Genomic DNA, 20,895 nt, shown 5'->3' on the forward strand with positions numbered 1-20,895 from the left:
TTTAATAAATGCTTTAACTATTAAAGTGTTCTTTTCACTTCACGAAGCTCGAAGCTTTCGATAATGTCACCCACTTCAATGTCGTTGAAGTTCTTGATACTCAAACCGCACTCATAACCGTTTCTAACTTCCTGAACGTCGTCTTTGTAACGTTTCAGCGAGTCGATTTCGCCGGTTAATAACACGATTCCTTCACGCACTATGCGGATTTTATTACTACGCTTCACATAGCCATCAGTCACATAGCAACCTGCAATGGTTCCAATCCGGCTGATCTTGAATACTTCGCGGATTTCGATATTTCCGGTAATGATCTCCTCGATAGAAGGTGCAAGCATACCGGTCATCGCATCCTTGATTTCATCGATCGCCTGGTAAATTACTGAGTAGTGGCGGATTTCAATTTGATCCTGTTCTGCCATTTTCTTGGCATTGGAAGAAGGACGAACCTGGAAGCCGATCACAATGGCATCAGAAGCAATTGCAAGGTTTACATCAGACTCAGAAATCTGACCCACAGCTTTGTGGATAATGTTGACCTGAACTTCGGATGTTGAAAGTTGCAGTAACGAATCAGAAAGGGCTTCAACCGATCCATCCACGTCACCTTTAACGATCAGGTTTAATTCACGGAAGCTTCCGATTGCCTTACGACGGCCGATCTCTTCAAGCGTAATGTGTTTACGCGTCCGGATAGACTGCTCGCGCTGGATTTGCTCACGTTTGGTTGCGATATCGCGGGCATCACGTTCGTTTTCAAAAACATTGAAACGATCACCTGCCTGTGGCGCGCCATTCAAACCAAGCAACTGAACTGGCATTGATGGTCCGGCTGATTTCAGCTTTTTCCCCAGGTAATCGGTCATGGCTTTCACCTTTCCGTAATGAGATCCTGCCAGTACAACATCACCCACTTTCAAGGTTCCGGTTTGAACAAGGATTGTGGTTACATATCCGCGGCCTTTGTCAAGAGAAGCTTCAACAACTGCTCCAACGGCGCGGCGATCCGGATTGGCTCTCAATTCCAATAATTCAGCTTCAAGCAATACTTTTTCAAGCAGCAGGTCGATACCCATTCCTGATTTGGAAGATATTTCCTGGGTCTGGTATTTACCACCCCATTCTTCAACCAAAAGATTCATGTTTGCCAGCTCCTCACGAATTTTTTCCGTGTTGGCGCCAGCCTTATCTACTTTACTAAATGCAAATACAATCGGTGCACCGGCAACCTGAGCGTGGTTAATCGCCTCACGTGTTTGCGGCATGACGCTATCGTCCGCTGCGATCACGATGATGACCACGTCCGTTACATTCGCTCCACGTGCACGCATCGCTGTAAAAGCTTCGTGACCCGGTGTATCCAGGAATGTAACTTGTTTTCCCGTTTTGGTTTTTACGCTGTAAGCACCAATGTGCTGGGTAATTCCACCCGCTTCACCGCTGGCAACGTTTTCCTGACGGATATAATCCAGAAGCGACGTTTTACCGTGGTCAACGTGACCCATGATGGTAACGATCGGCGCTCTTTCTTTCAGACTTTCTTCTGCATCAACCTCTTCCTGCACATCATTTTGCACTTCTTCTTCGGCAGAAATAAAGGCAACTTCGAATCCGAATTCGTCAGCAATGAATGTGATCGCTTCTGCGTCCAGACGTTGGTTGATCGAAACGAACATACCCATGCTCATACAAACCGAGATGACTTCCTGAACTGTAACGTCCATTAACGAAGCCAAATCGTTTGCCGAAACGAATTCTGTTACGCGCAATACTTTTGTTTCGTCCGAATCCAGTCCGTTTGGATCGTTCTGATCTCCACGGTCTCTGCGACGACCTCCTTTTCCACCACGACCGACATTTCTGGTGTTACCACCGCCCATGCGGGCCATTGTGGCCTTAATGTTATCTGCAACTTCTTTGTCAGAAACTTCTTCTCTTTTAACACCACGACGGTTGTTGCTTCCTGCAGCGCTGCGGTTACCCGGTCCGCTTCGGGCGGGTGCATTGCCTGCTGGCGTTGTTGTGCCAGGGGCTGCGGGTGCTCCCGGTGTAGCCGGACGGTTGCCTGTACGGTTTCCAGCCGGTGGAACATTTGCTTCTTTGGGTCTTGCAGGTGCGTTCGGATCCGCTGCCGTTGTAGCTGGACGGTTTTCACCGGCTACCACTACGCCATCACGGATTCTCTTGCGTTTTCTGCGACGTTTTTTATCTGCTGCTGTATCGCTGCTGGATGCAACAGGGTCTTTCTTTTTAATCTTATCAGAGGGAAGCTCAATCTTACCAATCACGCGAAGTCCGCGCAGCTGCTCGCCTTTGGCTTCGATCAGATTGTTGGATTCGCCTGCTTCATCACCTGCAGCCGCTGGTTCAGCTTCTGCCTGCGTAGCTGCTGGTTCTGCAACCTGAGTTGTTTCGGCAACAGGGGCTGCTGCTTGTGGTGCTTCTGCCTGTGGTTTTTCATCAGGAGTTGAGGCAACAACTGGTTTTGGCTCTTCCGCAATTTTGGCTTCCTGTGGCTGTTCAGCCTTAGGCTGCTCTTTTACAGGCTCTTCAATTTTTTCGGGAGCTGTTTGTTGTGCAGGTTGCGGAACGGATTCAACAACTGGTTTTACCTCAGAAACAGGTTCTGGCTTGGGTTCCGGTTTTGTTTCAACAACAGGAGCAGGAGTTTCTGTTTTTTCTGAAACAACTTCCTTGGGTGCTTCCGCTTTGGGCTCCTCCACGGTTGCCGCAGGCGCAGGTCTTTTTGCGTCTAAATCTATTTTACCTACAACCTTAATTCCAGGCAGGCGGTTTTCAAAAGCGGGTTGAGTATTTGATTCGCTTTCCTCAGCAACAGGTTTCTCTTCGGGTTTCGAAGGACTGTTACGGAAGTAAAGAATTCCATCAACATCACTTTTTACTTTTTCTTCCTTAGTTTCTACCGGAGTTTCAGTCTGAACAGGTTTAAAGGAAAGGGATGATTTCAGATCATCAGATTTGAAATCTTTTGCAAGAAAATCAATCTGATCAGAATTAATCTTTGTATTCGGGTTACTCTCCACCTTATACCCTTTGGCAGACAGGTGATCCACGATCGTAGTAATTCCTACGTTCAGGATCCGTGCCACTTGGCTTAGGCGCATCATTTTATCTTCTGCCATATTAGCAATTAGTAGAAAAAGTTTTGCATTGGCAGATCTAACCCCTGGATTAAAACTGCCGGTTATTGTAAATTATTCAAACTCTTTTCGAAGAATGTCAAGAACCTCCTCAACCGTTGCTTCTTCAAGGTCGGTTCTTCTAACAAGTTCTTCTTTATTTAGTGCCAGCACGCTTTTGGCTGTATCCAGACCAATTTTGTGCAGTTCACTGATAATCCATTCATCAATTTCATCAGAGAATTCGGTCAAATCGACGTCTTCGTCATTTTGCTCTTCAATGTCTCTGAAAACATCAATCTCCATTCCAACCAGCTTACCAGCCAGTTTAATGTTCTGTCCGCCTTTACCGATTGCAAGTGAAACCTGATCGGGCTTAAGGAAAACAGAAACACGCTTTGCATCGCGGTCAATTTGCATTGAACTCACTTTGGCCGGACTAAGTGCCCTGCTGATCAGCAGTTCAAGGTTGTCTGTGTAATTGATAACATCTATATTTTCATTACCAAGTTCACGAACGATTGAATGGATCCTTGATCCTTTCATTCCGACGCAAGCACCGACCGGGTCAATTCTGTCGTCGTATGATTCTACCGCCACTTTGGCACGTTCCCCTGGTTCACGAACAACACGTCTTACTGAAATAATTCCATCATAAATCTCCGGAATCTCAACTTCGAACAATCTTTCCAGAAAAACGGGTGACGTTCTTGATAATGTAATCTTAGGCGAACCGTTGTTCATTTCCACTTTATGGATCACAGATTTCACGGATTCTCCCTTGCGGAAGCGGTCTTTTGAAATCTGCTCTGTGCGCGGAAGCGAAAGTTCGTTGCCTTCTGAATCAACAATGATCACTTCGTGACGCAATGTTTGGTAAACCTCACCTGTGATCATTTCACCCACCTGATCCTTGTATTTCTCGAACATGATCTCTTTTTCCATGTCCTTGATTTTCTGGATCAAAGTCTGTCTTGCCGTCTGAACCAGCCTGCGGCCGAATTCAACCAGCTTAACTTCCTCTGCCACTTCTTCACCTACTTCAAAGTCACCCTGGATTTTGCGGGCTTCGGCAAGCGGTATTTTGTTATAGTCCCAAATGTCCTCTGAGTTGTCGTCCACGATTTCGCGCGTCCGCCACATTTCAAGGTCACCGCTTTCTGGGTTAATGATTACGTCGAAATTATCATCAGTGCCGTATTTCTTACGAATCATTGTACGAAACACTTCTTCCAAAACACTGATCATCGTTGGGCGATCGATGTTTTTAGAGCTTGCGAACTCGGCGAATGACTCAATTAATATTCCGCTATCCATTGCTTATGTTATAGATATTTGCTGATACTAAGTTATACATATTATATAATTGATTACAAATCAGAGATCTTATCTGGCTTGCAACTTTATTTAAAAGAAATTTCTATTAAAGCCTTTGAAATATCGTCAAACGGAATGTCCCGGATCAACTCGGCTGGGTCGATGGGTGTTTTCGTTTTCTTTTTAGGTGCAGGTAACTGTAATTTAACAATTTCTTCACTCGCCTCAATCAGTGTTCCCGAAACCACGTCCCCCGTTTTCAATGTAACCTTTAAATTTCTGCCCAGGTTTTTTTGATATTGCCTGTGCAAAACCAAAGGTTGGTCTAATCCTGGAGATGAAACTTCAAGTGTGTAGGCGTCTGTAAAAACTTCCAGCTCTTCCAGCTGCTTGGCCAATCTTCTGCTGATGGATGTGCATTGCTGGATGGTTATCCCTTCATCACTATCGACAAGAATTGATACTTTTTGGCTTACCTTGGAAGGCTTGATGATGATGTCTACAAGGAAACAGTCACCATCCTCTAGAAGGGGTTCCAGCAAAGCTTCCAACTGCTCTTTTATTGTCATGTACGGCTTACTGCAAATAAAAAAGGGGATTAAAGACCCCCTCAATCAATCGATCAAAATAGAATTATTTGCAAAGGTAAAAATATTTTATCATTTGTACAAGTTAAAGCGATGTCTTCTAAATTGATATCTATCGCCTATTTTTGCTAAAAAATGCGATATTTGAATTAATGAAAGGGTTAAAAAAGTTTCTGTGGTTCCTATATAAGTGTTTCACTTTTTATACCCTGCTGATTTACATACTGATACTGTGGATTCCGCTCAAAGGATGGGTTGCGGGATTCATGATGATGTCTTTTCCGGTGGTGGTCCTCATTCACCTGGTCAGCATTCCGATCTGGTTTATTGTTGAGAGAAAAAAGGCGCTGCTTCCGCTGGCTATGTTCGCTCTGGCAGGGATTTTCCTTTCCAGGACGTATTCTTTTGGCCATAAAGCTGATCCGCAGCAGCTGCGTAATTCATTTTCCGTGATGAACTATAATGTGCACAGCTTTCAACGCAATGAAGATTTAAAGGATTCGGACGTTAGGCAAAGCGTGCGTGATATGAAAAGCTGGGTTGGCGCTTCGGATGCAGATATTCTTTGTATGCCGGAATATTTCAGCGACCGGGGCAGGCTTCTTAACATCAATAAGGCCTTGGATAGCAGCGGATATGCGCACAGTGCATTTTATAGCCGCAATAAAGCTGAAAATCATACACATTCTTGGGGGCTCGCCGTTTTCTCCAAGTATCCGATCATAGCCAGCAGGGATACCATTTTCGAGGCGCAAAACGGAATGTTGCAGGCAGATATTAAAATCAAAGGGGATACAGTGCGCATCATTGCCGTGCATCTTTATTCGATGACTTTAAAGCTGAGTGCGCTGGTCCGTCAAAAGCAAATTGATGGCGTTAAAAAGGAAGGGAAGATCACATTCGAACGCATCCGTAATGGTTTTGTCAGAAGGTCAGCTGAAATGACGGTTCTGGAATCCTGGATCAAAGCTTCACCTTACCCTGTCATTGTATGCGGAGACTTCAATGAAATCCCTTATGGATACGTTTACGGCAAAATGCGGGGCTTGCTTAAAAATGGTTTTGAAGAGAAAGGAGATGGGTTTGGCTTTACATTCAATCACCTGCCTTATTTTATCCGCATAGACCACCAGTTTTACAGCGACGACAAGCTTCAAATTCAGGACTTTACTACTTTCAATAAGGTCGACTATTCAGACCATTACCCGGTGATGGGACATTATCATTTCAAACAAAATGAACCAAAGCAGGGAAAAGAATAGCATTTAATAGTCGATCCCGAGACTGTCCAGCTCGCTCATGGATATGGAAGGGGGGAAAATTCCTTTTTCAAGTTTATGCTCTACAAGCTTAGCAGTTTTCAGCGCTGATTCTTCGTTTTTGAAACCATTGTTGCCGGGAATTCCCGGAACGCTGCGTTGCTCAATAATGGGTGTTCCCTTATCAAGAACGCGGTAACCCCATCCAGACTCAACTTTAAAAGCTTCTACCTTTAAACGGCGAAGGCCTTTGCCGTCTGCACCTATATCTCCTTTGGAAAGAAAAATATAAGTGGCAGCAGCAAAGGCCAGTATGCCTATTATAACAATGAGTTTCTTCTTACTACTCACAATTACAGGTTGTCGTCATCATTTTTTGCGACAGCAGGATCAAATGCCCAGAAATCGTCCACAATGCTGCCCCCTGTTCCTAGATAACCTGTATTACCGATGGCAAAACCAGCAGCGAAAGCTCTCTGGCCACCTTCGAATTCTGCAACTTCAGTCCAGGTGTTAGTCCCGGGTGTATATTCCCATGTATCAGACCTCGCGTTTCCGCCTACGATATAAGCTTTGTCATTGATCACCAATGATAAAGCGTTACTTCTTGGCTCGAAGTCATCATTCGTATTAGCCTCCATTCTTGTCCATGCTCCCGTTCCACTGTTTCCAGCAGGATCAAAGCTGTAAAGGTCTTTGGTTTCCGTTCCAGATCCCGAATTGGTTTGACCAAACCCTACATATGCTTTACCACCCACTGTGAATGCCAATGCGCCTCTGCGTTTTCCACCTGTAAATGTCGCCCTTTCAGTCCACTTATCAGTCTGTGCATTGTATTCGTAAAAATCCTGATAGTAACCGCTTCCGTTCCATCCCAGGCCTACATAGCCTTTGTCAGCAGTAACAAAAGCAGTTGCATACTGGCGCGTTCCGCCAGCGAAGTCAGCTTTTTTGGTCCATTTATTGGCTGTTGGATCATATTGATAAAAATCCTTCTTGTATCCGCCGTCAACTGTGGTAACGCCATCAAAGCCAAGACCAACATATGCTTTGCCACTAACAACAAAAGCAACAGCATCATTTCTTCCGGATCCCTCAAACGGAGCAACTTGCGACCAGATTTTAGTCGTTGCATCATAGGACCAGAAATCCTTCACTCTCTGAACAGTCTCGTTTGTAAGACCTGTTCCGATATATCCTTTATTTCCAATAACAAAGCTTACTGCGCGGGACCTGGCTGATCCTCCGAAACTAGGAATGCCAGCTCTATACCAGTTTCCCATTTTGTCAGCTTCGGGATCATCTTTATTGCAACTAAGGGAAATAAATGCGGTTGAAGCAACCAGAAGGGCTAATGAAGTCTTTTTTAAGGTATTAAACATGTAAAAAATATGGTTTGACTAATTGATACAATAGAAAATTGGTGAATAATGAGGCGCTGAGACCATGCCTTTTGTTAAGATTAACGCTTCGAAATCAGCAGTCGCTACTTCAAATTTTTTGCAAACATAACATCTTGATACTGCTAAGTAAAATTATATGTTACTTTTTGTCTAAAAGTTTAACCTTCCGTGCTGCTTTTCAACGATGATAACATCCGTATTGTTGTCATAAGCTTCATAGTGTTTGATTTAAAATAGCTTGTCTGTTTTTACGTTTATTAACCATGTTTGCCACTTTTAGCGGCCGTTCGGCGTAACTATGATCAACGGCCTGTTAAGTGGCGCCAAAGCTGTGGTTCATGTCATTTTTAACCCTTACGTCCGGCTTTGTGTTTTTGTTGCAACGCCTCCATGCTGCTTTAATTTGCCGCATTTGTCTGAATGATGTTGTAATTAAGATTACATATGATAATTTTGCATTTTTTACTGTTCTTGCACTAAATGAAATTCAATTCGCATTTTCTTAAAAGATCTTCAACGGTTTTTAGATTACTGATTATATGGGGTGTAACAGCCTCGCTTACGGGTTGTGAACCTTCAGGAGATGAGATTGAAGCGATCGTCCAGCCCGATGTTGACGATTTTGCTGTGCAGTTTTCAGATACATCTACGGTTACGCTTTCCTCGCTTGCCGCTGATTCGGTAATGACCGGAGGACCATCGCGTCTTTTGGTTGGAAGAAATATTGATCCATATTTTGGTAAATACCAGGCAACTGCATTTTTTCAGCCAACTATTGATAATGCGATCGTGGTGCCCCAACTGGCCGTTTACGATTCGCTGACACTTTCCCTGCAATATGACAATTACGCCCATGGCGATACTACTGTTGCCATGAATATCGCCGTGCATAAGCTTTTGGAAGATATGACTACCAAAAGAGCATATTACAATTCCAATAGCACGCCGTATGAAGCAGCCGCGCTTGGGAAAAAAAGAGTGGTGCCAACGCCAAGATCCAGCGGAAAGCTTAGTATCAGACTTTCTGACAAATTGGGCAAGCAGATATTTGATATGGGCAAAGGCAATTTGCTTCCCAGTAATACGGAATGGATTGACCTGATTAAGGGCCTGGCATTGATTCCCGGTGCAACCGATAACGGGCCCGTCATCGGTTTTACGCTGTCCAACGACAATACTTCTATCCAGCTGCATTACCATTTAACAGGGGACGACGGAATCACGAAGGATTCCACGGTGATTAAAACGAACACTGGCTATAATCAAATATTAGGGGACAGAAAAGGTACCCAACTGGCTAAACTGCCTACTACGAGCAGACTCTCTTTGCCGTCAGCGCAATCAGGCAATATGTCTTTTATACAATCTGGTTTAGCTGTGGTTACGAGGGTGGACTTACCAACGATCAAAGAATTGAAATTAAATCCTTACACCGTTGTTAATAAGGCTTTTTTGCGGGTATCGCCATTGAAAGCTTCGGTAACAAACTTTTATCCTGCGCCCTCGACCTTGTATGCTTATCTGGTTGATAAAAATAATGAGTATTATTTGGGGGCCGAAGGATTTCCTGAACCATTGCGAAATTTAAGGGGTGAGATTATAACGGCTAATTACAGGGTTGACCTGCTCAATAACACAGCTTATTATGAATTTGATCTGAGCGGCTATCTGACGACGGTTCTAGCCGCCAGTGGCGATAACACAACCGGCATTTTGCTTAGGACTTCACCATTCAATACCGAATTCGATCGAAGCGTTCCTGATTATAATACAGAATTCAGTAAAAGTGCAGCGCGGCTTGTAATCGGCGATCAAAGAAACAGCGACCCGGGCATTAAACTGCGGCTTTACTACACTTCGGTTAATGTGCGCTAGATATTGTAATAGAGATAAATACAAATGGAGCTGCTCTGCAAAGGACAGCTCCATTTCTATTTATGCTCTGACAATATTCCTAGAACTGCTTCATTAAAATTTCAAGCTTTTAATGCTGCTATATGCATAGGTCTGATCTTTGTCGACGATCTTTAATCGATAGTAACTGGTTCCCTTCACAGGTTTTTGATCGGTAAATGTATAGTTGATCAGATTTTTGCTGACTCCGTTGGCAACTTTTTCACCCACATTTTGCCAGTTTTTTGCATTGGTGCTCCTTTGGATAACAAAACGATCTGCATTCACTTCTTGTGTCGTGCTCCACTTCAATTGTGAAACAAGCCCAAGCTTGGCCACTGCGAACGACACGAGCGTGACAGGAAGCGGGGCGGCTTGCGGGGAAACTTTGTTAAAATCCGCCGTGTGATTTCCAATGCTTATCTCATCAACAAACATAGTCCTGCTGTCTATTCCCGCCGTCGCCTTCGTGGTCCAGTCCCATTTATAGATGCCCACTTTGAAATACGGGAACAGGGCATCATTATAAGAATTGGGTTGATTTAACCGGCTTAGCACCAGGTGACCATTCTTCCATACTTCTATCACCCCAGTATTGTCATAGGCCCATTTGATGTGGAACACCCAGTCGTGCCACGTTTCTTTTTCAACCGGGCCAAGATCCAAACGCGAGAAGGAGAAATTGTGCGTCGTTATCCTGTTGGCATCACTTCTGATTTCCAGCACATAACGGTCATTGAGGACGCCCAGAAACAATGGCGCGCTTCTCCACGATTCGCCTTCTTTCAAGTCGGGCAGTGAGTTCCATTGCACAATGCTTTCTTCAATGGACTCTTTGGCAAACGATGATGGAAAAAAAAGTGAGAAACCGTACCAGCCTTCTTTATTCATGTTGGGCGAACAGCCTAGCTCTGCGCGGTGGTCGTTTGGCGTGTCTTCCCTTTTCAGTTCAACCTTCAGTGAGCCGGCACCAGCCCTTTTTATGGAGTTGTTCAACGTTATGGACCAGGGGCAACAGGTTGAGTTTTCATACCAGTTTCCGATTTCATCATCAAAATGGTAGCGTCTGATCGGCTCTTCGTCTATCAGTGTTCCGGTGTTACGTGCAATGGATTCAGCGGTTGCAGAGGCATCCAGCCCTTTTTGATTTTGGTCGATTACATCCGGATTTTTACATCCGGAAACGAGGCTAAAAAAGACTGAGCAGGTCAGAATGTGTCGGGATAGAGCAGGTAAAATTCGAGGGTTCATAGAACATTCAGATAATGTTGATTGAAATTGCGGGCTATTCAAACTGGTTTTCCTATTTCTAAAATCGATGCAAACGCACTATCTAAATAGAAAGTAGTGGTTGGACTACTGCTTGTGTAGTTCTAATTTGTAGCAAAGATTCGTCAATAATAGAAATTGTTTTGGTAATTCCGTTACAATCTCATTCTGAAATCTATTTTCTTGTAGAATAAATTAGTTTTTGTTGAATTAGGAGTAGGATAAATACTTGATTTTTAATGTTTTATAAATGTAATTTACGATTATGGCTTTGTAGTATAATGCAAAAAAAGTCCCAACCACATTACTGTGATTGGGACTTGGGGAGGGTGTGAAACGATGCGGGCAGCTACCGCCCTTTACCAAGCAGAATAACATGGATAGTCAGCCATATCAGGTATAAGTCGGTTGTCAGGCTGTATGTATTCAGGTAAAGGATATCATATTTGAGGCGGTGCAAATTTTCTGAGGAGTTTGTGGCATATCCTACTTTAATCTGCCCGATGGAAGTGATGCCGGGCCTTATGGTAAGGGCTTTCTGAAAATCATGACTTGCCTCCTGCATCAGCATATCCACATCATATTTATGTAGCGGCCGCGGCCCAACCACCGACATTTCGCCTTTTAGCACATTCAAAAACTGTGGAAGCTCGTCCAGACGGGTCCGGCGCAAAATGTTTCCGATAGGCGTTATACGAGGATCCTTCGCACCAAGCGAATGTTGTAGGCCATATTTATTGGCGTCCATGCGCATGGTACGGAACTTGATAATCTTAAATGTTTCACCCCAACGCCCGGTCCGCTCCTGAACAAAGAATATGGTCCCTTTTGAAGTGAGCTTTACGGCCAGCATTATTAAAAGGAAAACAGGCAAACCCAGGATCATAATTACCGAAGAAAAGATCAGATCAAAACTTCGCTTTACGAGTTGCTCACTCGGGTTGGAAAGGGGCTTTGTGTCAACATTAATGATCGGATAGACCTCATCAGGCTCGAAATTAAACTTATTGGCTGTAAAACCACGAAAGTCCGGGATCAGGCGCACCTGCGTTCTTTTGCGTTCGGCAAGTTTGATGACGCCCTGAACCTGCTCATGGTTCATTTCCGCCATGCAGCAATATATATAATCGAGCCGCTCGCTTTCCATGAAACTTTCAAGGTTTTCCAAAGGAGGTGTTTTGGTCCCCAGTTGAAATATTCCACAAAACTCGTAGCCAAGCCCGCGGCGCTTTTGGTCGAAATGATGTACGAGCTCGCTTAAATCACCTTTCCCTATTACCGCATATCTCTTCAAATTAAACCTGGATTGCCTCAGATATTGCAGTAATAAAATAAGGGCTACATGCGTAAGCAGGGAAAGGCATGAAAACAGTTCAAAAGCGATAAAAATGTAATTTTCTTTGGTACCCATCGCCGTATTGCTGCTGTATAGAAATGCTTCCATCAACAGCAAATGGGTCACAATAGCAAGCACCAGCTTTCCAAAATGGCTGTAACTGGTATAAGTTGCCTGGCTGTATGCATAAGGCTTTACAAAGTAAATGCAAGCGATCCACAGCAAGTTGCCCGTAAGCAGCAGATTGAGTGTTGAATGGTCCTCAAGAAGGCTTGCATTACCGGGCAATGCAGCGTAACTGAGCGAATAAGACAGATTCAGTAGGAAGATGTCTGTCCAGAGATGCACCCTGGATAGGCTTCCAATGCCATGATGTTTCATAAATGTTGAGGGATTGTATTCTTTGATTTAAGGGTTTACTTACTGACTCATTGTACGTTCGTTTAAAGAGCTGGTGTGTGTTTTGATGCGAAAGATGACTTAGCCCGGATTAATCTGCAGCATTTGCTTGAACTTGTTCACAATCCTTGTGCGAAGTCTGGGTTTAAACAAGTACCGTTTGTTTGCATAAAGCTGCTCATAGGTCTTATTAATGGACAATTGTACGCTGCCCGGAATGGTCTGCCACATCTTTGTTTCGCAAAAATGATCTGCGGTATGCCGTACGCCGTATTTTCCGCGCTCAAATCCAATGTTACTTACCAGGTTTACATTCGGCAGGGCGGCCAGCCCGTAATTTTCAAACAGCGTATATTGCCATTGATAATCCCAGGTCTTTTTTGTGTGCTGTTGATAAACTTCATCAAAGCGATCCTGCCAGAATTTAGCGATATCGACATTGCCGAACAGACGCTCAATTTTTTTCTGGCTTTTCATTTCCGGGAAATGCTCCATCCAGAAATCATATTTGTTCCAGGCCCTTTTCCACGTAGCCCAGCCCCAGACATGTCCGATAAGGCTGAAAAAGTGATCAGTATGTTTGATGTTAAGCCCCTCATCCCAACGCGTTCCCGATATGTGCATTACCCGGTCATTGGTGTAGTATTTTTCAAGCATGAACTTGCAGAAAGTGAAAAACGTGGGATGCGGAAGACAGTCGTCCTGCAAAATGATCAGTTTTTCACAGGTCTCGAATGCCCAGGTAATGGCAGATGATACGCCAATGGCCTGACCCATATTCGATTCCGGATACCATCTTTCAACACTGCAGTTCCAATTTATCTGCGAGTCGTCGACAAGGCACTGGCAGGTCTCGACTAGTTCAGCTTCTTCGGTTATACCTTCTCTGGAAGCGTCGGAAAAAATATACAATTTCGATGGCCTTAGTTTTCTAATTTGTTCAAATACGTGACAGGTTGTTTCGGGCCTGTTAAACATGATCAGCAAGACAGGAATGTCAAACAATTTTGTATTCATTCTAAAATTTTAAGTGTTGTATTGAATTGAAACCTGATTCTTGCGGACACATTATATTTATTATTCTCCTAATAGTGATTTATCAAAACATCCATTACAGTATCATATTCGCCTGGTTCACAAGCGTATATGCCGAATTAATATTTACACTATTCAGGTGATTTTTTGAATGTAGCGTGTTGATGCCAGGGAAAGCTGTTGCTCGTATCTATTAAATATAAAGTACTCACAACAATGCAAGTTGAAACACAATACTGATTTCAATATTTTTTTGGTGCATCTAAGATAGAAGGCGTAAAAAAGACACTGAATATTTTTGGGTCAAACTTTGAGATCTTTGGGGTGATCCTATTCTTATCCGGGGTTTCTTGAAGGGATTTTATTTCAAAAAGTGCGGTAATACTTGTGTGAATATATTTAAACGCGCAATATATATTTCTGGATATTGGCTGATATAACAATTGAAAATATTGCCAAACTAAAAATACTTCTACGCAGAGAAATTAAATACATAGCATCGAACTCTATTTCTTATAATAATAGTTTAAGAAAAATGCATTTTCCATTTTATTTCAATTTTGTCTTAATACTTGCATTAAATTAAGTATTGTATTTGATATTTTAAGAATACAAATGATACGGGAAATTACTTTTAATAACCTGTTTACCACTAAGTCTTAACGCGTGTAGAAATACTTTTCTGTTAATTATTTAAGTGATCTGCTTGATACTTATTGCCCCCATATGAGGCATTGTACACCCTGAAAATATGCCTGGTTACCCCAAAAAAAGATCCATAACAATTACAATGAATTATCATTGCAAAGGATTTAAGGACATACAAATCAAAATTTGAGTTTTTGTCCTGATTTGCGTTCTAACCAAACCCTTTATGAAGATGATAAACAAAGATTTTAATATTCAACAAATCTCCCTAGTAAATTTCTAATCCAGCACTTTCCCTCCCGGTGCTTTCTGAAAAAATCCTGATTGCACTAACTCCTCTTAAACTATCAATTTGGAATTTTAAATTATTATGAAAATTTTAGCTATCGCTTCCGCAGGCGGACATTGGGTACAATTATTAAGATTGAAACCAGCTTTTGAAGGCCATGAATTAATTTACGCATCAACAAAAAAGAGTTTCGCTGACACAGTAAAGGGTTACCAGTTCTATGACATTCCTGATGCAAGCAGATGGAATAAATTCAAGCTTATTTATTCACTGCTGTGTGTATTTAAATTAATATTCTCCCTACGCCCTAACATTATCATCACAACAGGCGCCGCGCCCGGATTAATGGGCATTATTGCGGGCAAAATGATTGGAGCGAAAACCGTTTGGGTGGACAGCATCGCTAATGTTGAAAACTTATCAATGTCCGGTAAAATTGCGGCCTCCATTGCCGACAAGAGTTATACACAATGGCCGGATCTATCAAATTCAAAAGTCACTTTTAGCGGAAACGTATTATCATGATATTTATAACTGTTGGAACACAAGGCCCATTTGACCGATTGATATCAACGATGGACAAATTGGCGTATGAACTTCCGGAAATACCTTTTGTGGCCCAGATTTCGGAAAGTAATTACAAAGTCAAGAATATGAAATCCTTAGAGTTCGTAGGTCCGACTGAATTTGACAAATATTTTTCATCTGCAAAATTAATTGTCAGCCATGCGGGTATGGGTACGGTCATATCTGCGCTTGAATATAATAAGCCTATTATTATTTTCCCACGACTCGCTAAATTGGGAGAACACAGGAATGAGCATCAGATGGCCACGGCAAAAAGATTGGAAAGATTGAATTACTTGCATGTGGCATATGATGAAGCGACTTTAAGAAATAAAGTCCTTAATCTTTTAAGCGGAGAGTTAAATACATTGCATAGGGTAGGCAGATACGCATCTCCGCAATTGATAGATTCGTTGCAGGATTTTATTTCCATTTAATTAGATAGGCTAATCTTAATTGCGATTCTCGTCGTATATATTTTCAAAACTCACTTCGATAATATTAATTCATATTTGAAGCATTTATCGTGTATATTCATTAATCTATAATAAACATTATGAAGGCCAAAAATGAATTGAATATTTGCAGCAGTAGCAGCACTTATAATTTGGAAAATTTAAATGACTATTTTAAATTAAGAAGTGCTGTAAGTCTGATGCTGGTCTTCGCTTGCTTGATGTTATTTCAGGGCTGCAGACCTACGGATGTGGGAGAGGGTGATGTAGCGCTGGATCCGGATATCATTTACCCGCTGGATAGTTTTGTAATAGCCCATCACAGTTTTGATGAAAAGATCGCCAAATGGTACGAAAGCAGCCTTTGCTGCTCCTGGGCCGCTCAGGCCAGTGATTCTGTTAAAAGAGCCGGGGCAAAATCGGTGAGATTTGAATTGAGAAGACATGATTCTCAGTACGAATACCGCTCACAGCTAGGCCGGGCGCCTAACAACAACCGCGAAGGTTGGTTTGGATTTTCACTTTATTTTCCGGCTGCTTACATGAAGGACTCCCTGGAAGAAAGTATTGTGGAGTGGCAGGCATTGCCTGATTTTTCTGCCGGTGAACAATGGCGGAGTGCCCCTTTGTTTCTGGGCGTTTTAAAAGACCGGTTTGTTCTGGAAATCAGGGTTGACAGTAACAAGGTGACCCAGCAGTACAATGATAATTTTACAAGGATAGATCTGGGCCCGGTTGAAAAAGATCGCTGGCTGGATTGGGTTTTTCATATCAAATGGGCATATGACAAATCAGGAATTGTTGAGGTGTGGAAACAAAACAAAATGGTTTTCAGTAGAATAGGTCAGCCCAACCGATATAATGACGAGACGTGTCCTTACTTTAAAGTAGGGATTAATAAGTGGGATTGGAAGAGAAACGTAAATGGAACGGTTAATAGCCGGGTCATGTTTGTCGATGAGGTCACAGTAGGCAATGAGCGGGCGCGTTACAAGGATGTATATCCCGGGCGCTGATAGTTTGGTAGTAAAATTTTATGTAAAAGGGCTGGTCTAAAAACCAGCCCTTTTTGTTGTGCTCCATATTTCCAATGCGCTTACCGACATTGTTGAACGGTAACTTTTGCCGAGGTTAATGCAAGCAAATGCCCCGGACCATGGATGGTGAAATCCATAATCCGGGGCGATTCATTTCGAGATAAATCCGCTAAATAATGCAGATCATCAGCCGATTACGCTTTGAAGATCAGCTGGCTGAGAGCTGAAATCACTCTTGAAGAATGAGGAATGCCACAGCTCCAGTGAGAGCAGGATGAACAGCTGCTTTTTGTAATCTCTCTTCATTGTGCGGTGCTGCTGGATCATATCCTTAATGAAAGGCACATTGAAATATTTTCGGCTTAGCGAGTCTGAGCTATCGATCAGGTCTGTAAGTGAGTCAGACAGTTCGCTTTTAAACCAGTCACCAACAGGTGTTTCAAAACCGCGTTTTTTGCGGTGGATAATGGACTTTGGCAACCAGGCTTCCGATGCTTTCTTGTGAATGTATTTGCCCATTTGCCCTTTCAGTTTCAAATGAATAGGCAGCGTTTCCAGATAATTAACCAGGTCAATATCCAGGTAAGGAACCCTGTTTTCAATGGAATTTGCCATTGTCAGCTTGTCATTGAAAAGCAGCAAGTTATCAGGAAGCATGGTCCTGGTGTCAAGGAAAAGCAGTTTAGAGAGCGAGTCAGCGTTTTTGTCAGTGCGGTCAAAGGCTTTCTGAAACAAGAACTTTTGATCCATACCAATCTGATCCTGCAAGCCGCCTTGATATAGCTTTCCTTTCAAATCCGGTGTAAACAAGGTGTAAATGGCAATAAAGCGGTCGAGCTCGTCCTTGAACTTGGCCGAGTAAATGCCTCTGTCAATCGTGCTGTTATTGGGGAACAATGTTGAGGCGAGTGACAATGGAAGCATTGAAAGGATTTTTCGGTAATCCGAAATGAATTTCTCTCCCTTGTATCGCTTGTAACCGGCCATTGGCTCATCCGCTCCCTGACCGCTCAAAACAACCTTCACATGCTGGGATGCCAGATTGGAAAGATAATACAACGCCGGAATGGTCGGTTCTGCAATCGGTTCCTCGGTGTGGAAGAATGACTTATAAAAGTAGTTCATATAAGTATCCTTCTCCATATATATCTCATGGTGCTCCGAGTTGATCAGTTGCGAAGTTATGCGCGCGTCGTCGAGCTCATTGTAATTTCCTTTTCCTTCAAAACCAACCGTAAAAGTTTTTATCTGATACGACGCTTTTTCAGACATCAGCTTTCCTAAAACCGCCGAATCCAAACCGCCACTCAATAATAAACCCACCGGGACATCACTAAGTAACTGACGTTTAACCGATTGGTCAAGAAGTCTTCTATATTCTACGAGTGCTTCTTCCTCTGTAATGTCGTTGTTGATCTTCTGAACTTTGGGCCAGTAGTCGGTATATTTCACTGTGCCGTCCAGGTTGAATTCAAGGTAGGAGGCAGCTTCCAGCTTTTTAATGTCTTTGTAAAGCGTTTGAGGAGCCGGGTTATACCTGAATGTCAAAAAGGAGTTCAGCGCAGTTTCGTCAATGTCCTTTTTATATTCGGGATTGTTGAGGATTACCTTGATTTCTGAGCTGAAAAGCAGCTTGTTACCATTCAAATAATAGTAAAGCGGCTTGGTTCCAAACCAGTCACGCACCAGGTATAACTTACCTTTTGCGCGGTCGAAAAAAGAAAATGCGAAAATACCATTAAAGTCCTTAACCCCTTCAATACCAAATTGTTTCAGGTAGTAAAGGATCGTTTCTGTGTCAGACTGTCCCTTGAAATTGACGTCCGACAAGCGCTGCCTTAACTCCTTGTGATTATAAATTTCGCCATTGAATGTGATACAGTAATTTCCGCAGTCCGTAAACATCGGCTGAGCGCCTGCTTCGGATAGATCCTGGATGGATAGACGCGTGTGACCAAAAAACAGGTGGTTGTTACCCATTTCTATCTCAATAAGCGCCTGAGAATCAGGCCCTCTATGATGGATCAGATCAATACTTTCTTTTGTTAATTTGCAATTTACACTGCCGGCAATTCCACACATTTTATTGCGATTTAGTCGTGAGAGTTAATTTTATAATATCTATTTGGATAACATTCGTTCGTAAAGGGATTCCAGTTTCGGAATAACGGAATTGGAATAGTAAGGGGTAACCATGGCTCTGGACTGCTGCCCCATTTGCGCGATCAATTCCGGATTTTTAATGAATGCATTTATACTATTTAGCAATGCGGCTGAATCGCCCGGTTTGATCAGGTAACCATTCTTATCCGTCGATAAAATTTCGCTGATTCCGCCTACTGACGTTGAAATAATGGGCATACTAAAACTCATTGCTTCCAATATGGAAATCGGAAGTCCTTCATTATAAGAGGGTAAAATATACACATCACTTTCTTGCAGCAACTGTCTTTTCTGATCGCCAGAAATCCATCCTTTGAAATGGACGATATCTGCTAACCCGCCTTCACTGATCAGTTGTTCGAGTTTTTTTGTCTCGCCGTTTCCACCGATGGTCAGCTCTATTTTTCCGGTAAAATGTTCTTTGTTATTTTTTATGATTTCTATCAAATCATATATCCCTTTTCTTTCTCCAATAAATCCAAGGAAAAGTAGTTTCAACTTTCCTGATGTTTTCTTTTTACTAGCAAGCTCAGCAGGATCAATAATGTTTTCCAGCACGACAATTTCTCTAATTTTAAAATTGCTTTCAAAGAATTGCTGCCATTGCCGCGATAAGCAGATTACCAGATCCATGTGATTAAAAAACGTTGTGATCAATTTTCTGGTAAATCCACTGGCATTGTCATAGAATATGTGAAAATCGGATCCGTGACTGTGATAAATAACTTTTTTTGAAAATAATTTTGCAATCACAAATACGACATATTTCCTGTAAAAGCTTCCGTAATGAGCGCCGTGAATATGCACTACTTTAATTTCCCGGTCGGCTATTAATTTTCCGGTTAATTTGAGAATGCTTAATAGAAAATAAAATACATTACTAAGCTTGCCGATTTGCAGATTATATGTAGGAATAAATTTGAAATCAGCAAAATGCTTGGAATAGGTAAAAAGAACGCTGGATATCCCGCCTAACGGAGGTTGATATCCCTCACCGACAGTTAATATATGTTTTGAAACGCTGTTGGAAATCATGGTTTGTCTCTTTTTATCTTTCTATTAATCCTGCTTTGCTTCTTTTAATTGTTCTTATTGCAGATCAGACTTTTCTGGCAACGTCCGCATTGGCCAGATTGCAATATGCTTTCATCAGAAACTCATATACAAACGGGCTGGTCTTAAACAACATCAACGCATATTTGTGTTTTGGCTTAATTTGCCTTTTAAATTCATACTGGTAATAGTCAGATAAATTGGCTGTTGCCTGGCGCAGTTCGTTTAGATATTTTTGACGCCCGGAAATAAAAATCAGGTTTATCAACGAAATGTTTGTGATCAGATCAAAATATTTGGCTTCATCTGCTATGGATGGAATGCTGCGCTCGCAGGTCTGAACCATTTGCTTTGAAAATGTGACCGTATCCATATATTTTGTACTGAATTTGGTCATACTCACCGAATTATCCCGAACCACGTAATTGTATTTCACCTGGTCATCAAAAACGATTTTTTCAGCCAGATTAAGCGCATTGAAATTGTAGAATGTGTCTTCATACATGCTGCCTTCAAACTTTACATTCCGGGCAATTTCGGCAGTGAATATCCGGTCATTTGCACTGTGGGAAAATTCTTTGGTTAGTAACGCAGTTATTGCCTGCGCTCTGTCATAAAGCTTTATCTCTTTTGTATCGTGATACATTTCCACTTTATCCGGAAAAATCTTCTTGGTTCCGCAAATGGAAATATCAACATTGTATTTTAAAGCATTGTGGATCAGTAGTTCATACATATCTGCGTCGAGCACATCATCGCAGTCCACGAAGCCAATGTATTTGCCTTGCGCGATTTTCAATCCATTATTTCTAGCGCTGGAAACACCTTGATTATTTTGATGGATAACAACAATTCTGCTATCTTTTTTTGCTAAATGATCACATATAGCACCGCATGCATCAGTGGATCCGTCATTAACCAGTATTAATTCAAAATCAGTGAAATTTTGTTTTAAAATCGAATCAATACTTGAAATAATATAGGCTTCCTTATTGTAAACGGGAACAATGATAGAAAGTTGAGGAATGTTGATTGTTGAGCTCAT

The 20,895-nt window shown here is 42.3% G+C and carries 16 protein-coding genes; 5 read left to right on the top strand and 11 right to left on the bottom strand.

Annotated features, from left to right (window positions below; genetic code table 11):
- Window positions 1-20: 20 nt before the first annotated feature.
- From infB to rimP, 3 genes are all read right to left on the bottom strand, one after another.
- Complete coding sequence (gene infB / locus NFI81_RS00180) at window positions 21-3,143, bottom strand: translation initiation factor IF-2 (RefSeq protein WP_234615422.1); 3,123 nt, start codon at window positions 3,141-3,143, stop codon at window positions 21-23.
- 72 nt (window positions 3,144-3,215) lie between these two features.
- On the bottom strand, window positions 3,216-4,457 hold the full coding sequence (nusA, locus tag NFI81_RS00185) for a transcription termination factor NusA (protein ID WP_026631556.1): 1,242 nt from the start codon (window positions 4,455-4,457) through the stop codon (window positions 3,216-3,218).
- 86 nt (window positions 4,458-4,543) lie between these two features.
- Window positions 4,544-5,026 (bottom strand): ribosome maturation factor RimP, encoded by a 483-nt coding sequence (rimP, locus tag NFI81_RS00190; RefSeq protein ID WP_234615421.1) that lies wholly within the window; start codon window positions 5,024-5,026, stop codon window positions 4,544-4,546.
- A 170-nt stretch (window positions 5,027-5,196) separates the two neighbouring features.
- On the opposite strand from rimP, the gene NFI81_RS00195 reads away from it, so the two are divergent.
- Window positions 5,197-6,306 (top strand): endonuclease/exonuclease/phosphatase family protein, encoded by a 1,110-nt coding sequence (locus NFI81_RS00195; RefSeq protein ID WP_252176024.1) that lies wholly within the window; start codon window positions 5,197-5,199, stop codon window positions 6,304-6,306.
- Between the two features lie 3 nt (window positions 6,307-6,309).
- On the opposite strand, the gene NFI81_RS00200 is transcribed toward NFI81_RS00195, so the two are convergent.
- Together NFI81_RS00200 and NFI81_RS00205 are read right to left on the bottom strand one after the other, a co-directional pair.
- On the bottom strand, window positions 6,310-6,654 hold the full coding sequence (locus NFI81_RS00200; RefSeq protein WP_234615419.1) for a DUF4907 domain-containing protein: 345 nt from the start codon (window positions 6,652-6,654) through the stop codon (window positions 6,310-6,312).
- 2 nt (window positions 6,655-6,656) lie between these two features.
- The gene (locus tag NFI81_RS00205) at window positions 6,657-7,685 is read right to left on the bottom strand and encodes a Kelch repeat-containing protein (RefSeq protein ID WP_234615418.1); all 1,029 of its coding nucleotides are present in this window, start codon (window positions 7,683-7,685) and stop codon (window positions 6,657-6,659) included.
- Between the two features lie 501 nt (window positions 7,686-8,186).
- Here NFI81_RS00205 and NFI81_RS00210 point away from each other — a divergent pair.
- On the top strand, window positions 8,187-9,581 hold the full coding sequence (locus tag NFI81_RS00210) for a DUF4270 family protein (protein ID WP_234615417.1): 1,395 nt from the start codon (window positions 8,187-8,189) through the stop codon (window positions 9,579-9,581).
- Between the two features lie 93 nt (window positions 9,582-9,674).
- Here NFI81_RS00210 and NFI81_RS00215 read toward each other — a convergent pair whose 3' ends face one another.
- The 3 genes from NFI81_RS00215 to NFI81_RS00225 form a co-directional block, all read right to left on the bottom strand.
- A complete protein-coding gene (locus NFI81_RS00215; RefSeq protein ID WP_234615416.1) occupies window positions 9,675-10,850 on the bottom strand; it encodes a polysaccharide lyase family 20 protein in 1,176 nt (391 codons plus the stop codon).
- Window positions 10,851-11,217: 367 nt separating this feature from the next.
- Entirely contained in the window at window positions 11,218-12,585 is a 1,368-nt protein-coding gene (locus NFI81_RS00220) for an exopolysaccharide biosynthesis polyprenyl glycosylphosphotransferase (protein ID WP_234615415.1), read from the bottom strand.
- 99 nt (window positions 12,586-12,684) lie between these two features.
- Window positions 12,685-13,620, bottom strand: coding sequence for a glycosyltransferase family A protein (locus NFI81_RS00225; RefSeq protein WP_234615414.1), 936 nt, complete (start codon window positions 13,618-13,620; stop codon window positions 12,685-12,687).
- A 1,036-nt stretch (window positions 13,621-14,656) separates the two neighbouring features.
- Between NFI81_RS00225 and NFI81_RS00230 the strand changes: the two genes are divergently transcribed.
- The 3 genes from NFI81_RS00230 (at window position 14,657) to NFI81_RS00240 (ending at window position 16,613) form a co-directional block, all read left to right on the top strand.
- Complete coding sequence (locus tag NFI81_RS00230; protein WP_234615413.1) at window positions 14,657-15,100, top strand: glycosyltransferase family protein; 444 nt, start codon at window positions 14,657-14,659, stop codon at window positions 15,098-15,100.
- Window positions 15,097-15,579 carry a glycosyltransferase gene (locus NFI81_RS00235; RefSeq protein ID WP_234615412.1) on the top strand — a complete coding sequence of 161 codons (483 nt, stop codon included), beginning with the start codon at window positions 15,097-15,099 and terminating at the stop codon, window positions 15,577-15,579. The genes NFI81_RS00230 and NFI81_RS00235 overlap by 4 nt, the downstream gene beginning before the upstream one ends.
- Window positions 15,580-15,698: 119 nt before the next feature.
- On the top strand, window positions 15,699-16,613 hold the full coding sequence (locus tag NFI81_RS00240; protein ID WP_234615411.1) for a polysaccharide lyase family 20 protein: 915 nt from the start codon (window positions 15,699-15,701) through the stop codon (window positions 16,611-16,613).
- Between the two features lie 207 nt (window positions 16,614-16,820).
- On the opposite strand, the gene asnB is transcribed toward NFI81_RS00240, so the two are convergent.
- The 3 genes from asnB to NFI81_RS00255 form a co-directional block, all read right to left on the bottom strand.
- A complete protein-coding gene (gene asnB, locus NFI81_RS00245; protein ID WP_234615410.1) occupies window positions 16,821-18,716 on the bottom strand; it encodes an asparagine synthase (glutamine-hydrolyzing) in 1,896 nt (631 codons plus the stop codon).
- 39 nt (window positions 18,717-18,755) lie between these two features.
- Complete coding sequence (locus NFI81_RS00250) at window positions 18,756-19,832, bottom strand: glycosyltransferase family 4 protein (RefSeq protein WP_234615409.1); 1,077 nt, start codon at window positions 19,830-19,832, stop codon at window positions 18,756-18,758.
- Window positions 19,833-19,896: 64 nt separating this feature from the next.
- The gene (locus tag NFI81_RS00255) at window positions 19,897-20,895 is read right to left on the bottom strand and encodes a glycosyltransferase (protein ID WP_234615408.1); all 999 of its coding nucleotides are present in this window, start codon (window positions 20,893-20,895) and stop codon (window positions 19,897-19,899) included.

This window comes from Dyadobacter fanqingshengii (assembly GCF_023822005.2).
GTDB classification, from domain to species: domain Bacteria; phylum Bacteroidota; class Bacteroidia; order Cytophagales; family Spirosomataceae; genus Dyadobacter; species Dyadobacter fanqingshengii.